4 protein-coding genes and 1 pseudogene are annotated in these 18,490 nt (G+C 41.6%); all 5 read right to left on the minus strand.

The features are described 5' to 3' along the window. Positions 1-7,081, minus strand: a pseudogene (locus tag C400_RS0117605) (SDR family NAD(P)-dependent oxidoreductase); the annotation flags it as partial. A gap of 52 nt (positions 7,082-7,133) precedes the next feature. Continuing rightward, positions 7,134-8,438, minus strand: a complete 1,305-nt coding sequence (locus C400_RS0117610; protein ID WP_017427770.1) for an SDR family NAD(P)-dependent oxidoreductase — start codon at positions 8,436-8,438, stop codon at positions 7,134-7,136. A 41-nt stretch (positions 8,439-8,479) separates the two neighbouring features. Next, on the minus strand, positions 8,480-13,123 hold the full coding sequence (locus tag C400_RS0117615; RefSeq protein ID WP_017427771.1) for a type I polyketide synthase: 4,644 nt from the start codon (positions 13,121-13,123) through the stop codon (positions 8,480-8,482). Continuing rightward, positions 13,099-16,107 carry a type I polyketide synthase gene (locus C400_RS0117620; RefSeq protein WP_193190572.1) on the minus strand — a complete coding sequence of 1,003 codons (3,009 nt, stop codon included), beginning with the start codon at positions 16,105-16,107 and terminating at the stop codon, positions 13,099-13,101. Before C400_RS0117620 ends, C400_RS0117615 begins: the two co-directional genes overlap by 25 nt. Next, complete coding sequence (fabD, locus tag C400_RS0117625) at positions 16,104-18,401, minus strand: ACP S-malonyltransferase (RefSeq protein WP_017427773.1); 2,298 nt, start codon at positions 18,399-18,401, stop codon at positions 16,104-16,106. The genes C400_RS0117620 and fabD overlap by 4 nt, the downstream gene beginning before the upstream one ends. Positions 18,402-18,490 lie beyond the last annotated feature (89 nt).

An 18,490-nucleotide genomic window follows, 5' to 3' on the forward strand; every position in this document is an offset into this window, starting at 1 on the left:
TGTAGATTTCATAACCGATGTCACCTTCCTCGCCAGCCATCAGACGGAGCCTTACCTCTACCGGCTGCTCTTCGACTGTGATGGGCTGTATCCAGGTCACTTGCTGCAATTGCAACGTAAGCCACCCTCCCGGCTTCACCTCCAGCGCCTGTTCCACCGCTGTTCGGGCCATTTCCAGATAGGCTACCCCTGGCAGCATCTTACGTCCCTGCACTCTGTGATCTGTTAGGAAAAATTCTTCACCGCTAAACGTGGAAGCATACCGCTGCTCTGACAATACCGAGACATTCCGGTGCAGCAACGGATGCCATCGAGAGTCCGTATCCTCCCAGCTTCGCCCGGTCGCTTCCTTCCCTTCCGCCTGCGGAACCCAGTACCGATCTCGCGCAAATGGATACGTGGGTAGGCTGATTCGGAGCGGCCGCTTTTCTCCATACAGCGCCTGCCAGTTCATGCTCAAGCCCTTCACCCATAAATCCAACAGCTTGGCATATTTTCCTTTATAAATCCACTGACGGATCGTCTCCTGCATATCCTCATCTGCCTCCAAGGCGGATATCGTTTCCTTGTAGCGTTTGACATTTCCGCAAAACCATCTGCCAGCTTTCTGATGCTCCGCATATTCCCTCAGCTGTGCTGCTAAATCCGAGACGGATTCCACGATTAATCCCAGTCGTTCTTCCATGGCTTCCCGTCCGACCTGTAGGGTATAGGCGATGGACTCCAGCCTGTCGTCACCGTAATTTCCCTGCTCCATCGCCTCAAGCAATTGGAGCACTTGCTCCTGCAGCCGCTGCTCATCCTTGCCTGACAGGACGATCATCACGGGTGTACGTGGTGCAGCGCCGAAATGGTCCATCTGGTTCTCCTGCGGAATGTATTCTTCCACTAACACATGTGCATTCGCTCCTCCAAAACCAAAGGAACTAACTCCTGCTCGTCTTGGCAACTCCTTGCCCTCATCATCCAACAGCGGCTCCCACTTACAGGTCTCCTGAACGATATAGAAGGGGCTATCCTCTAGTTCGATATATGGATTTACAGTTTCTAAATGCAGGTTCTTCACAAGCGTTTGATGCTTCATTTGCAGCACAACTTTAATTAAACCAACGATGCCTGCCGCCAATTCTAAATGTCCGATATTAGTTTTCACAGTTCCTAATCCACAATAACCGGATTTGTCAATACCATTGTGACTCTCATTCCCCAATTCTTGGAACGCCTGCTTCAGTGCATTAATTTCAATAGGATCTCCTAGTGGCGTACCGCTACCGTGAGCTTCGATATAGCCTACTGTATCAGGTCTGATCCCTGCCTTTTGGTATACAGAATTTAATAATTTTGCCTGTGATTTCGGATTAGGTGCGGTCAAAGAGTTGGCTCTGCCACCATGATTTTCTCCCGTCGCTCGTATAACTGCATAGATTTGGTCCCCATCCAGTTCAGCATCCTTCAGTTTTTTTAGGAGCACCATACCAACTCCTTCGCTTCTAACATAGCCATTCGCTTGGTCCGAAAAGGTTTTACATCTCCCATCCCTGCTGAGCATTCCCGCTTTATAGAAGCTTTTATAATCTTCTGAACTAAGCAGCGTATTAACGCCGCCTGCAACAGCCGTTTCGCAGTCCCCGTTTCTGATCGCCTGGACTGCTCTGTGAACAGCAATCAAGGAACTGGAACAGGCAGTTTCAATAGGTTCACTAGGACCATGAATATCAAGAAAATAACTCATTCTGTTCGGTCCTATGGAGGGTACCTTCCCTGTGGACGAGTATCCTTCGACTACTGTACCGGACTTGGAAAGCAACTCACTGTATCCTGTTCTTCCTGTTCCTACAAACAATCCCATCCCGGTTCCTGATATCGCTCTAGCTGAATATCCAGCATCCTCCAAGACATTCCAAACATAGGTCATAAGCAAACGCTGCTGAGGATCCATCAATTCGGCCTCTCGGGGAGTAATTCCAAAGAACAGAGCATCAAATTCATCCACTCCACTTATAAAACCACCCCACGGCACCTCCGCATTCAAATCCAGATCATAGATACCCCATTCCTCACGTTCACGAGGAATTTTAGTAATACAGTCTCTGCCTTGGACAAGATTTTGCCACAATTCATCTACATTCTTTGCCATAGGGAAAATTCCACTTATTCCGATGATGGCCACAGGTTCCAAAACTGTATGTTCTTGTAGGGCAGGAACAACAAATCTGGAGTTCATACGTCTGGAATGAAGCTTTGCTGTTTCTTCCCATTTCCAAGCTCCTAAGTCACTTTTCGTTTTCGATAGTTCTGGTAACGCTTCTCCATGCCCCAGATGCTCTGACGCCTGCCAATTGAAAGAATCACGGTGTTCTAATAACAGATACTTCGCAAACTCCCGAATTCCTGAATACTCAAAAAATAGAGCTGGAGTTAAATCCAATTCATAAGCCTGGTTAAGACGATTAGCCAGTTGAGTTAATGAAATAGAGTCAAATCCATATTCTCCCCATTCAGCATCATCATCAATATCCTTAGCACTCACATCCAGAACATTGGATATTGTTTCCGCCAAAATAATAAGCACCTCATGCAGCAGTTTTTCCGTATCATCAGCAGCTTTCGAAAGTGGCTGAATGGGCTTGATTTTCACTTTTTTTAAGGAGAACAGTTTATCCCTCATTCGCGAGGCTTGACCATATATGCCCATAATCTGTTTTCTTCCTGATGACATGGCCTGATAAAAAATATCCAATCCAGTTTGAATACTAATTGGCTGCATGCCAGTATTTTGTAGCATGGACTTCTCGGTATCCGTATCCATACGCATACCTCCGTCCCTCCAAAGAGGCCAATCCATTACCAAAGTCTGTCCTTTTCGCTGACAAGAAGCTTCTAATGCGGACCGATACTCAGCGTAGCTGTCCATAAACAAATTGGCCATTGCATAATCAGATTGTCCAGCATTCCCTAAAATCCCAGCAACAGATGAAAATAGAACAAAAAAGTCTAAATCAAACTCTTTACTTTCTTCATCCAAATACACTGTGCCAGCAACCTTGGGAGCCATTACCTTCATTACTTCTTCCGTCTGCTTGTTCAGAATGAAACTATCGTAGATTACACCTGCGCTGTGGATAATACCATTTAAAGTTCCATACTCCTCTTGAATGCTTTCCATCAATACACGGACTGCTTGACGATCTGTAATATCTATCCTTTTGTATAAAACCCTAGCCCCGGATGTTTTAAAGTTAGTTAATTGGGACTTCACAAGTTCATCCAGTGGAGATCTCCCGACAAGAATCACAGTAGGACGACGAGAGTTTCTTACTATTTCCTCGCAAAAAACAAGCCCCAGTCCCCCTGCGCCACCAGTAATCAGATATATTCCATTATCCTTCCAAGGCTTTGTGTTTTCGACTTGTCTATCAATTTCTTCCCATTCCGAGATCCAACGCCTGTCCTCATAGTAACGAACATGTAGCCCAGGTGAGAATTGAGCATTTTCTGTAATCATACTAATAAGTTGTTCCACCGTTTCAACTGCATCAATCTCAAGCATTTGTCCTATAATTTTACTGCTTTCAATTTGCGCGGTTTTGAGCAAGCCTAATAGGCCAGTGAACATATACCGTTCTAGCGGATTGAAAGCTACAATCTGCACTAGCACCTGTCCATTAGCCTGATCTCGAATAATTTTTTGTACTTCTCCCAAAGCCTGTAATGCATAATCTTGATATCTATCTACCGCATGTATGGCTTTGGAAAATAGAGGGACACACACCGCATCGCGAAGTTCTTTTCGTAATGGTCCTATCCATCTTTCCTCAGGTTCACAGAGCAAGACTACGTGCTTAGTGTATCCCATAGTTAGGACTGCCTGTTCAATAGTTTGCTGTTTCCATACAGGTGACAACATTAATGTAGTGATATTGGATTCAACCGTAATTTCTTCCTTTAAAATCCTTGAAGTTAGCCCTTTCATTTCAATGCATATATCCCCATAAAAATTACATATATCCAGATCCACTCTTACCAATGAGCTTCCTACGTCATATCCTTCACTGTAACGAATGCGCGCCCACATGATAGAAGTGCAAGGCTGTATGATATGAATTTCTTGTAAGGCAAACGGCAAAAGTGGATTATTCCCTGTGTGTCGCTGATGGAACAATCCGATGGTTGCCTGCAAAGCTGAATCGACTAAACCTGGATGTAGAACATATGCCTTCCCTGAATCACTCGTCACTGACGGCAGACGTAGTTTCGCTAAAACCTGACCTGTCCCGACATAGAGTTCCTCAATTCCTCGATGTCCTTCACCGTAAGAATAACCCATTTCTTCAAAAGCTTCATAACAAGCGGCCCCCGTCATGCTAGTTTGATTACAGTCTGCTTGCAGACTTGAGATATCCAGAGATTGTGTTTTGATGTTCGTGCATATTTCGATTCGGCCTTGGCTATTCACAAAATTATCTGTTCCATCCTCAGACTTTCTGTAGATGGTATAACCAATCTCTCCTTTATCCTCCATGTATAATCCGATATGTACTTCAACAGGCAGCGTATCAACCATCACCGGACTGGCCCATACTACATTTTTTATTTTAATGGTAAGTTGATCTGCTGAAGACATGTTTGTTGCCAACTCTGCGGCTTTTCTCGCCATTTCCAAATGTGCCACACCCGGCAAGACTTTATGCCCCCTGATCTGGTGATCAGTCAAAAAGAATTCCTCACCCGTAAATATGGAGCTGTATCTTTGCTCCGTTAAATCTGATGTATTGCGGTGAAGCAACGGATGAATATAGGTCGACCCTGCTACTGAAGAATATACGCTGTCCTTTATGTCAGTTCGGGATCGTTCGGATATCCAGTACCGCTCCTTGGCAAATGGATATACGGGGAGGCTTATTCTTTTAGGAATATCCGCTTCGTATATTTGAGTCCAATCGATATCTACTCCCTTTACCCAAAGATCAAGAAGTTTTGTGTACTTTTTCTTCTGAATCCATGCCGATACGGCTTTCCTCATATCCTCATCTGCTAATAGCAACATCACTGACTCTTTATTACGCTTGCTTCTCCCCCTATAAATATCCTTGAAATCACTCTTATTTTCATAGAATAACTTCAGTTTTTCTTTCAGTTCCTTGACAGAACCCACCATCAAACCCAAACGTTCCTCCATAGCCTCTCTACCTATTTGGAGTGTATAGGCCATGTTCCGTAAATGATCATCTTGAATTTGCCCTTCTTCTATAAAAGTCAGTAGCTGATGTACCTTTGCAAATAGTCTGTCTTCATTTTTTGCGGATAATACAACGATGGCTTTTTCTGAGTTCACTTCAAATGAAGCTATGGCTTCAACGGGTTCCGTATACTCCTCCATAATTACATGTGCATTAGCCCCACCTGCTCCAAATGAGGAAATACCAGCTATTCTGGGATACTCCTTTCGTTTTCCATCCTTCTCCACTACGGGGCGGTTCCATTCTGATAATTTCCTTTGAACCACAAATGGAGTGTCTGAAAAAGGAATGTTGGAATTCAATTGTGTCGCATGTAAAGTGGGTACAATTTTCTGATGTTTCATTTGTAAAAGTATTTTAGTCATGCCTGCCATACCAGCAGCAGCTTCCAGATGTCCAATATTGCTTTTAACTGAGCCGATTGCACAAAATTGTGATTGTTTCGTTGATGTTCTAAACGCTTGCGTAAGTCCAGTAATTTCAATAGGATCTCCCAGGAGAGTTCCCGTTCCATGAGCTTCGATATAACTGATGGCTCGGGCATCTACACCAGCTCTGTCGATAGCACTCTGAATAAGCTCTGCTTGGGCAGATGGATTGGGAACAGTATATCCATTGGTTTTGCCGCCATGATTTATACTTGTCCCACGGATACAGCCATAAATATGATCTTTATCTGCTCTAGCCTTGGATAGCGGCTTTAATATAAACACACCAACTCCCTCTCCAGGGACAAATCCATTGGCATCCTGCCCGAAGCTTTTACATTTTCCATCCACCGACAACATGTGCTGGCCACATAGCTGTACATAGCTGGAAGGATGAAGATATAAATTAACAGCTCCTGCGATAGCTACTTCACATTGACCATGCCGAAGGTGCTCACAAGCTTCATGTATAGCTGTCAAAGATGATGAACACATTGTATCAATTGGCATGCTAGGTCCATTTAAATTCAACAAATAAGACACCCGATTCGCTAGTGAGCTGAACGATGTATGCGGAAACAAAGTTTCTCCCTTCTTCCACATATCTGGCCCATATAGATTGAATCCTGTTTTGGTAATTCCTGCAAACACACCTACTCTTCCTTGATGATGTGTCTTCAATTGCTCGCGTGTATAAGCTGCATCCTCCAATGCTTCCCAACAAGCTTGTATAAACAAGCGCTCCTGTGGGTCCATGCTCATAGCTTCCCGGGGAGAGATATTAAAAAACAAAGGATCAAAATCGGCAAATCCTTGGACAAATCCCCCCCATTTGCTATAGCTTTTATTTTGAAGAATCGCTTCTTCACGATCCGGATGATAAAAAGAGTCCAGCTCCCATCTTTCCTCATCCAGTTCTGTTATACAATCTTTTCCGCTTACTAAATTAGACCAGAATTCTTGTAGATGATCTGCTTGAGGATAACGCCCGCTTATTCCGATAATGGCAATTGGATCGGCCTCTTTATCAGTTGACGACGTAATTTCCATTCGGGATTTGCGCTTAACTCCATGACGCGGCACCAAAATCGTTTTTCTCTGCTGGACATCTTTTGTTGTTTTCAAAGATTTCTTTGGAGTTGCATATGAGTGAGTCAATCCTGTCCACAGTATACAAGCTTCCTTAAAATTCGAAATGAAATAAAGGGCCAATTCTTGTAAAGTCCTATATTCATAAAAAATAGTTTTCGAACATTCCCCGAAAGTATGCTCTAGCTTCTGATTAAGCTGCAAAATGAGTATAGAATCAATTCCGTAACTTTCTAATGGTTCAAAGATATTAATACGTTCTTCATCCCATTTTATTTCTTCTGCAAGTAACGATTTGAGTTTAGACAATGTCTTTTCCATTAGCTGTTCATGGTCTACTTCTACTGGGTGTTTTTTAACCGCAACTACAGGCTGCTCACCAATACTTTTTTTTCAAATAATCAGCTATTTTTAACCGATTCCCTTGGATCAACATTATCTGTTCCTGACCTAGACTGAATGCTTTATAGAACGCACTAATTCCTGTTTCTGTTGAAATGGGTGACATCCCCGTACGCTCTTCTAATATTTTGACAATGGATTCATCAATCTGCATACCGCCTTCTCTCCACAGTGGCCAGTTTATGGATAACGTCCGGCCATGCCGAAATCCAAGCTCTTGCAAATCATTCCTGTAGCTTGCATAAGCGTCCAGAAATGCATTTGCTGTAGCATAATCGACCTGACCAGGATTTCCAAGCGCTCCAGCCACTGATGAAAACAATATAATAAAGTCCAATTGCATGCCTTTGGTCGCCTCATCCAAACACAATAATCCTGACACTTTGGGTGCAAGGACAGTTCTGAACTCTTCTGAACTTTTATTTACAATGTAGTCATCTTGAATGATCCCAGCACTATGAATAATACCGTTAACATGACCATATTCTCTCTCTATGGTATTTATGAATTCAACTACCCCCTCTTTATCATTCAAATCCTGGTTTTTATAAACAACGTGTGCCCCTAACTTCTGAAGTTCACATATCCACTTCTTCTTAGACTCATCCAGAGGAGAATGACCCATAAGTATGATATTGGAAGATTCAGTACTCTCCGCAATCTCTCTGGCAAAAATCTTTCCTAATCCTCCAGTACCTCCTGTCAATAAATACAGGCCACCATCTCTCCATGGTGAAGCCTGTTCCAGCCAATCTTGGACACTTTCGTTCTCTAATATAAATTTCCAATGCATAACCTGTCTTTTTCCATTTATATAACGAATACGACCTTCTGATGGATTATTCTTATTTTCTGTGATTTTTTGAATCAAGAGGTTCTCGTCTTCATTAGGATCTACTTCAATCAGTTGCCCAGATAGTTTCGGATATTCAAGCTGCGCTGTTTTCAATATCCCCGCAAGCCCTGTAAAAAGTCTGCCTTCACCTTCACGGCTAACTATAATTTGAACAAGGATATCCTGATAGGTTCGGTCTTGAATTAACTGTTGGATGGTTTCAAATACCTGAACGGTGTAAGCCTGATACCGCTCTTCCACGGAAGTTTGTTCAGTCTGTAGAGAAATACAAGTTGTTCCGTTAAGCTGAATATCTATGAGTTCACACATAGCTGGGTCCATCTCACAAAGCATGACAACATGCCGAAAATGTACTGATAGTGTTCTCTTTTCTGTGATAGCCTGTTCTTTCCATCTCGGCTCAAGCATCATAGTACTTGTCATGGCCAAACCCCCTTCTATAATTGAATTCTTCCTAAGAATAATCAGAATCCGATCTGAATATCAGGATATTCATTTGACACTGTTACCAGACCTCTAATACGTATGCATACCTTTCCCTGCTCGTCATACAGTTCTACATCCAGTGACGACATACAATCCTCATCCCTACTATTGGAACAATACTCAAGCTTAGCCCACATATTGGATGTACATGAATGATAGATGTCAAGTTCTTTTATAGATGCAGGATGATAGGATATGTCAGTATGGGAGTATTTATTTTCCATGTGAGTCTGCCATATCGCAGACAATTGGGTAATTGCATGAATCAAATTAGGATGAATCGCATATAACTGTGCGGATTCAGATATATTGTTTGATAATGACAGTTTTACCAATATCACGTCCGCACCAGCGTAAATATCCTCAATTTCCGGCAGGTGATCAACAGACAATAACAGTTGTTGATTGCATTCCATACGCGCGGCCTGTAAGTCAACATAATTAAGGTCCATGCTATCTTTCAGACTGGCATAACCTTGACTATATACTTTTATTTCTTGCCCTTGCTTACCGGCTTGATAAATCTCAAAGCTGATTTCATTCTGTTCCTCGGCATAGATTGCAATGGTTACTTGTATAGTTTCTGTTTGAATTAAAATGGGACTTCCCCAAACCATATTTTCCAATCGTATATATTTATGTTCTTCCGGTTGGTTTTCGGTTGACCACTTTACTGCTGCTCTTGCCATTTCTACTAAGACCTCTGCAGGAACAATCTTATAGTCGGTCCCCTGTTCTTCCTTCACAAAGAATTCCTGCCCAGTAAAAGCAGTGCAAAACCGCTGCTCCGATAAGATAGAAGTGTTTTCATGTAGTAATGGATGTAGACGGGAAATGCGCTCTTCTTTTGTAGTTGCTTGTATTTTTGTATCTGGCACCCAATAGCGTTGTTTTTCAAAAGGATACGTCGGAAGCGATACTCGCTGTGGTTTGGCATGAGAATGCAATAATGTCCACTCAATATCCAGACCCTTCACCCATAACTGGGCAAGCTTCTCCAACTTTTTATTGCTCATGAGCAGGTTCATAAACGTAGCTCCCTCTTCTCCCTCTATTAAAGCCTGCAAAGAGGAATTACTTAACTTTACATTTCCCGTGTAAACATTTTCTATATTGCTGTTTGATTGAAGATACAGATCTAGTTTCCCTACCAACTCCCCGATACTTGATGCAACGATAGCTAGCCTTTCCTCCATAACTTCTCTGCCGATCTGGAGCGTAAAAGCGATATCACTCATATTGGCTTCAGGTTTTAATAATAAAAACGGTCGAATTTCCTCAATATAGCGACAAAGTGCGTCTTTATTCTTGGCTGAAAACAAGAAAATCTGTGGTTCATTAGGTTTATGACCATAGCTTTGCTCATATTCTTCTACAACCACATGGGCATTTACTCCACCAAAACCAAAGGAACTTACACCTGCACGTCGAGGAATATCATGTGCTGTCCTTTCCCATTTTTTCGTGCTTTCTACAATGTAGAACGGGCTATTTTCTAGTTTAATATATGGATTTATATCCCTATAATGTAATGTTTTAAGTAGCTTTTTGTGCTTCAAGCAAAGTACAATTTTGATTAGACCTGCGATACCCGCTGCTGATTCCAAATGACCTATATTTGTTTTCACTGTACCTATCCCGCAATGGGTTTTATCCGTTGGTTGTCCTTCCCAGGCGGTATATAGTTCATTAAAAGCTTTTTTGAGTCCGTTAATTTCAATTGGATCGCCCAGAGATGTTCCTGAACCATGAACTTCTATATAGCTCACAGTAGACGGGTCCACTCTTGATTTCGTCCACGCATCTACGATTAAATCTGCCTGTGCATTTGGATTGGGTGCTGTAAGTGAATTAACACGACCACCATGATTAACTGCTGTTCCTCTAATCACCGCATAAATATGATCACCATCCTGTCTGGCTTGTGAGAGAGGCTTTAGCATTACCGCTGCACTCCCTTCACCACGAACATATCCATTTGCTTTCTTGTCAAACGTCTTACATCTTCCATCTACAGATAACATCCCGGCCTTAGCCAAAGCAATATATAGATTGGGACTTGCCAAAACGTTCACGCCACCAGCAATGGCAACTTCACATTCACCACTACGCAAGCTTTCCACAGCGCGGTGTATGGCGACCAAAGAACTGGAACAAGCCGTATCAATGGGTTCGCTTGGGCCATGAAAATTCAGTAAATATGAAATACGATTGGTTAGAATGGAATTAAACAACCCTGTCGGTGTGTGTGCCTGTATTTCTACCCTGTGCTCTCTTAACAAATCGTCATAATCAGAGCTTCCAGCACCAACAAAAATCCCCGTCCTACTGCCGGACAATTCAGAAGCTTTGTAACCTGCATCTTCAATTACTTTCCAAACAGTCTCTAAAAAAATTCTCTGCCGCGGATCCATTAATTCTGCTTCTCGAGGGGAAATACCAAAGAAAAAGGCATCAAAAGCATCTATGTCTTTCATAAAACCGCCCCATCTAATATTGGTTTTACCTATTTCCTTGGTCGGATCGCCATCATAGTCTTCCCAATTCCATCGATCTGACGGAATTTCGGTGATCAGATCCTTTTCCGCCTCTAAATTTAACCAAAATTCGTTGAGGTTATCTGACTGTGGCATTTTACAGGCAGCGCCAATAATAGCAATGGGTTCAGTTACGTTCCCAAAGACTTGAGATGGAATATTCACTGGAATATTCGCTGATTCTACTACTACTTCTTTTGCGGATTCAGCCGAGCAGAATGAAGAAGTTGAAGAATTGACAGCATAAAAAGAAGCTACTCGTTCTGTATAGTTTTCCTTTAAATAAGAAACAAAAGAGCCCATATTCACAAATTCATAGAATACAGGCGGAGTCAACTCCAAGTGAAGTTTTTGATTAATCCGATTAATAAAATCCGTGGTAGAAATGGAGTCAAACCCGTATTCACTGTAGTCTGTATCCATTTCAATCGTATCTTTATCAACAAATAGAATTTCCGAAGTAATCATTCGGATATCTTCGCACAAGCCACGGTAAATTATCTGTTCATCCGATTCAGAAAGTTGCCCCTTCGCAGAGACTTTCTTCTTAATACTAGAAGTGGAGTTAAACACTTTTACTTTTTTCGTCGGATTCTCCTTTATAACAATCATCTGATCTCCCGACATATGTAACGCATCTTCAAATGCTCTAATCCCTTCTTCATTGGAGATGGGGAGAATTCCCATGGTATTCTCCATGAAAGTAAGGGTAGGGGCATCTACCGTCATTCCACCCTCTTTCCATAGTGGCCAATTTATCAATAAAGACTTTCCATAGAGTCCATTCATCTGCAGTATACTTGTACGATAATGAGCATAATAATCCATAAAAGCGTTTGCATATGCATAATCACACTGACCTGCATTCCCTATAACTGACATGATGGAAGAGAACATCAGGAAAAAATCCAGCTCTTCATGACGGGTCGCCTCATCCATCCATATTGTTCCATACAGCTTAGCTGCCAGTACTTCCTCTATCTGATCAATTGACTTCTTCAAAATATACGCATCCCGCAGTACGCCTGCTGCGTGTATTACACCATGAATATGACCAAATCTCTCTTTCGCCTTGGCAATCAGTGCAATGCATTGTTCACGCAATGAAATATCCGTCTGTATATACAGAACACTCGCCCCACATCGTTCCCATTGCTTGAGCTTTTGCTCATGTTCGGATGTGAGAGGGGAGCGTCCTACGACAACTAGACGAGCTTTGTACTTATTCGCCAAGTATCCAGCGAAAATGGAGCCTAATCCTCCCAAACCTCCGGTAATCACATAAGTTCCTTTTTCCCTCAAGGAAATATTAGACTTACCCAATTCATTGATCTGCGACATATAACGTACAAAGCGTTTATGTTCCAGATAACGAATTTCAACCTCATCATCATCTGCTGAAAACTCACTTAACAGTTGATCAAGAGATGCTTCAAGCGATTCGCTCAGTTCGATAGTAGCACATATTAATGCGGGATTTTCTTTTCGAAGAGTTCTGGCAAAACCCGACACTCCCGCGTTTTGTGGCTGATTGCTTCCTTGATAAACATAGAGTAACTTACATCTCTTGGGTAAAGTCTCTTTCATTAATGCTTTACTGAGGTGGAACAATGAATAGATTCCATGCTCAAGTTGGATTTGTAATTCTTCTTTCTCTGATACAAACCGTTGGTCCGACCAAGCGTAAATAAAGGCTTCGATAGTTTGATGGTTTTGTTTTAGAGCGCCGAACAACATTTCATAGTCCTTCGGATTTAAAGGATCTATTTCATAGACGTCATCTTGCACAGAGCGAAAAGCATTCCCTGGCTGTACAAGCACAGTCTTAATTCCGCGCGTTTTAAAACCATTCCAAAGACCTAAATCCTTACCGAAAACTATAATCTGTTTGGGAACTCCTCCAGCGAGATTAGAATGACATTCTCTCCATAGTGGCTGATAGTATGTGCTTGCTCGTTTCGCTGATTTCAGGGGAGATGTGCTATCTCTGATTTTACGAATCTGCTCAAATCCTTTGTCTGAGGTCATCTTTCCCTCTTTAATCAAATGTAAAATCTCATTTATTGTGAATTGATCGTCTGACACCACGCATCCCCCATCTCCCTTTTGATGTCGTCAATTTCCAGTTCACCTTTTTCAAGGCTCAGCAGTAGTTGTTTAAGCTTCAAATCCTCTAATTCGAATGTATCGTTTACCAATGGTTGCTCTTTTGTTTCATTGATCCGGAATGTATTCCGATCAAATGAGTACACTGGCAATCCAATTTTATGATACGATCTTCCTTGAAATAGTTGGTTCCAATGAATTGGTACTCCTTTCATCCACAGTTGAAAAATACTTTGGTAAAACTGTGTAATCACATCGCTTGCTCCTCCAAAATGTATGCCAGAGTCAGCGACTGTATCACAGTTGTCTATATATACAACCTCTAATTCCGCTTGTTGTAACAAAACATGATCTACATTTTCTATCAAGCTGATCCATTCTAGGTTCATTTCCATTTTTATTTCATTTTGATAGTATTTTTTCATTAATGGATATTTACGATCAGAATGAATTTTCATCAAATTATTATTTATAATTTCAACTGCTCGTTCTACTGTATTGGTTTGTAACATTATTTGTACAAGTGTTTCTTTGGGCAAGACCCCTTCATCTAGCAAATCCATTATTTCTTCCAATCGTGATCCAATTACGAATTGTTGCTCTTCTAAATTCCATTTTCTATACAGCTTTCTCAAGGAGCTCACAAGCACAATCAAGAGTAAATTGGGGGTTATATTCTCTTTATTTAAAAGTTGCTCTTCACACAATATACCGACAATACTGCAGCTTGTCTCTTTTTGAATGACTGATTCCCAATCGTCAATGTATCCTTTAAAGGTGTGCTGTACAGGATATAACAACTTTGATTTCTGGATGTATGTTTGAAGTCCATAATCATTTGGTGATTTGGATGCTGGAGGACCCGACTGTTCTTCCACTCCGCTTTCTGTCAAACTGATTAGATCATGGATATAAGCTTCATTACATTGCAAAGGCACACAAATTTCACCTGTAACGGGCTCTCGAAGAGGAATAGCAGGACAAGAAAATTCCAGGTCCTTCAGCTCACTTTTCCCTATTTTTATAGTTAGTATATCCTCCAATTTCAGAATGCCACTTATAGCCATCGCAACCCACCAGCCATCATTATGTCCAGTTACGACGGAAGGAGTCAGCCCCAGTGAAATGAGTGAAAAGGCGAATGCATACCCTGAAATTAGCTGGTATAGTGACTTTTCCACCCCCGTCCATGACTCCTGAAAGAAACTACTGCTTATTTTTCGACCTAAATGCAAACTTCTTAATCTCTTCATGGCGTCATCGATAACCTGCTTGAATAAACTACATTCTACATATAATGGCTCAATATCGGCATAACCTTCCCAAGCAAGATTAGTAATATTCAGTTCCCACGAGCATTTCACCGCTTTCATTTGAGGCAAATCGTCAGCCAATATTTTTTCTTTCAATTCTTCTTTATGCCGTACCAATATTCCACACCGGTACTGGAATGCCTCTCTGCCCATAAGCAATACACTGCTTATATCACTTAAACTTTGAGCTTTAAAATCATCAGTAGTAACGAATGTCTTCCATATCTCTTGTAAATTATCCAATGCCTGCGTAGTCTTCGCAGATAAAACAAAAAATTCACTTCTATTGGTATGGAATAGCTTGTCTGTTTCGGCGCTCTGATACTCCTCAAGCAATACATGGCTATTGACACCACCAAAACCAAAAGAGCTGACACTGGCACGCAATGAGTCACCTTCCTCAACGGATTCCCAAGATGATAAATCGTTTGCAGGGATAAACGGAGAATTATCCCAATCTACGATCGGATTTAGAGTATTAAGATGGAGGGTTTTTGGAATTTTTCTGTGCTTCATCATCATTAATACTTTGATGATACCCGCTAGCCCAGCAGCACTCTCCAAATGGCCGATATTAGTTTTTACAGATCCAATCTTGCAAAATTGCTTCTTATCTGTAAATTGTCGGAATGCCCGTGTTAAACTCTCCAATTCGATCGGATCTCCCAAAGAAGTGCCTGTCCCATGAGCTTCCACATAATTGACCATTTCGGGACGTAAATCTGCATCTTGGTATGCACCTTTGATGACATCTTGCTGTGCTTGTACACGCGGGGCTGTAATTGACTGACTTTTTCCGGAATGATTGACGTCTGATCCTTTGATAATGCCATAGATATGGTTATGATCTTTAACAGCTTCATCCAAACGCTGCAGTAAAAGAACAGCTACCCCGTCCCCAGGTACATAACCGTTAGCATGTAGATCAAAAGCTCTGCATATTCCGTCAGGGCTTAGCATACGAGATTTTGAAAAAGAGATATATTTCCATGGATGAAGATTCAGATTCACACATGCAACTAATGCATAGTCGCATTTCCTAATTCTTAAGGCTTGCTTCGCTTCATGTACTGCAACAAGTGAAGAAGCACAAGCAGCATTGATAGTTTGACTCGCCCCCCGAAAGTCAAACGTATAGGAAATACGATTTGATAACAGGCTTTCAAAATTGCCTAAACATGCATAACTGTCTATTCCGTGATCTACATCTATCATCTCTTGGCGGTAATCTGTCGTCATAACACCTGCATAGATAGCAGTTTGTTTATGTTGAAGTGTGGCTAAAGAGATTCCCGAATCTTCAATACAATGCCAAGTCTCCTCTAAAATTAATCTTTGCTGAGGGTCCATATGAATAGCTTCACGAGGAGATATCTTGAAAAATTGATGATCAAAGTCATAAACATGATTTAATAAACCACACCACTTACTTATGCTTTGGGTAGGCTTGTCCATATCCATTGCATAAGAATTCTTCACATCCCAGCGATCAAGAGGAATTTCCCGAACAGAGTCTACCCCTTTTTCGAGGTTATTCCAAAATTGGTTATAATCACAAGCATCTGGAAAACGGCATGACATACCTACCACCGCAATATCTGCCTTTTTGGATCTCATCCGCCTCACTCTTCCCGATTGAACTTTACTCATAAACATGCTCCATGAAACGCAATAAATCTTTGATTAAGTATTTTGGCTGTTTCTGTCATGATATTGATGCCAATTTCATCTACATGACGATGTTGCCAGGGTTCCCACCTTGTAGCTTTTACCCACTGATTAAATGAGCCCAGTGCTGGACCGCATTGGATCTGATAATCGAGTCGATTGTCCGCTTCCCCACTGCAGGCTAAATACGACGAATAAGCAAAATACCACTTAAAAATCAAAGCCATTTTACGCTTGGGGTTTAGTTCAGCTTTTTCAATCTCCTGTTGTGGATAATGTCGTCTAACTTCCTCGTATACTTCATCAAAACTTCGCTTGAAGTATTTTTCCTGAATTTGTTTCTGATCCTTATCATTAATCTCTTCTAAAGAATTATATTGACGATATAGATCATAGAGCTTGTTAGCTCGTGCCGGAAAAAACACACCTTTTTTCAGCACTTGTACCTTGGCCCCCAATTCAAACATATCCCCCGCCGGAGCATAGGTCGTATCCTGAATATTGATTTGTTCCAGCATATCTTTAGCATAATCGCTAGTACCTGCCTCTACAGTACATTGATTAATTGAACCAGTAACTATAAAATCTGCGCCCAACATAAATGCTGCTGCTGCGGCTTCAGGAGTACCGATGCCACCTGCTGCACCGATTCTCACCTTTTTCTTATATTCATACTTCTTCATCATGTCATCACGTAACCTCGTGATAGCAGGCATTAATACGTAGGCTACTCCGCCATCTGTATGTCCTCCCGAATCAGCTTCAAGACATAGATCATCTGCCATTGCAACCTGAGCCAATCTATTCGCTTGTTCTTGCGTAATTTGACCAGCCTGGACCATTTTTTTCACTAATAAAACAGGGGCCGGGCTCAAAAAGTTTTCCGCGACCTCTGGTCTGGATACCTTGGCGATAACACGGTTGCGAATCTCTACTGTTCCGTCTGATTTTTCGCATAAACCATTAGCACGATAGCGGATTAGTGATTCTGTTATATTAATAAATGCAGAAACTTCTATATTACGTATTTCATATTTGAGATAAAGTTCAGTAAGATCTTTTTCCCTATCAAGCTTGCCGGGTGTATGTAAAAAATTCATTCCGTAAGCTTGCCCTTCATCCAACTCCTGCTGAATATATTGGATATCAGATTCAATCTGAGGAATAGCTAATCCTCCAGTTCCCAAAAAACCCATCATACCTGCTTTTCCCATCTTAACTACCATCTCTTTGGATGAAATCCCTTTGAACATAGCTCCGGCCAAATAGGCGTATTTGATGCCATAATCCTTTCTAAACTCCTCAGAACCAAGAAATTCTGGTGTAATCCCAGATACAAGCGGACTAGCGGGTGCCCTAGTACTATGAGCTTGCTGAATTTGTTCAGACTCTGTAAAACTCCATTCTTCCCGAGATAAAGTGATGGGAGCGGCTCCCTGCTTAACTTTTTGCGTCAAACTTGTCAAAACATGACCTGGTCCAATTTCTTTGATTTCCACATGATCCAATCCTAAGAGAACCTGGACGGTCTCACACCATTTCACAGAACTTGTCATTTGTCGAACTAGATTTGATTTTAATTCTGACTTAGTGTAGGGTCTGGCACTAAAATTGGATATAACCGGTATGTTTAAATCAAAAAATCTAAATTCATCTAAATAAGCAGCAAATTTATTCCCTGCCTCCTCCATATATCTGGAATGGAAAGCTCCACTCACAGTAAGTGGAATATAAGTAATGGAAGAAGTCGCCTCAAAAATCAACTTAGCCCGCTCCATATCTTCTTCTAATCCGGATATCACTATTTGTTGTGGCGAATTCAGATTAGCTATATCAATGCCGTCCAGTCTATTCTGCGTTATAATTTGCTGGATATTGTTAATATCCATTCCTATAATGGCTGCCATTGTTCCGCCAGCGGCAAGGCTCATTAATTCTCCCCTTTTTTTTACCAACTTCAAACCTGTGGCAAAATCAAAGGCGCCAGCGGCAAACAATGCATTATACTCCCCTAGACTGTGCCCTGCTACAATTTCGGGAGAAACACTACTTACTTGCAACGTTTTTAGATACATAAGTGCATTAACAATGTATAAAGCAGGCTGTGTAAATTGCGTTTTTTGCAACTGGTTGTGCGCATCCACTAAGCATAATTCCTCTATGGAATACCCAAGAATGGTATTAGCCTGCCGTGTAAGCTCAGGAAATTCGTCAAATAATCCTTCACCCATTCCTTTACGCTGCGAGCCCTGTCCGGGGAAAACAAATGCTAACATACGCCATTCTCCTTTGAGTCAGCATAACGTCGTATAATGTCATCCAATTGACTACAGTCTTTATGAAAGGGTGTCATTATAGACAAAGC

Source organism: Paenibacillus sp. ICGEB2008 (assembly GCF_000307675.1).
Taxonomy (GTDB): Bacteria; Bacillota; Bacilli; order Paenibacillales; family Paenibacillaceae; genus Paenibacillus; species Paenibacillus polymyxa.

What these genes read in the sequence shown, in the direction of transcription:
- fabD (WP_017427773.1), bottom strand. Translation starts at nt 18,401, where the DNA reads ATGTTAGCATTTGTTTTCCCCGGACAGGGCTCGCAGCGTAAAGGAATG.
- C400_RS0117610 (WP_017427770.1), bottom strand. Translation starts at nt 8,438, where the DNA reads ATGACAAGTACTATGATGCTTGAGCCGAGATGGAAAGAACAGGCTATC.
- C400_RS0117620 (WP_193190572.1), bottom strand. Translation starts at nt 16,107, where the DNA reads ATGAGTAAAGTTCAATCGGGAAGAGTGAGGCGGATGAGATCCAAAAAG.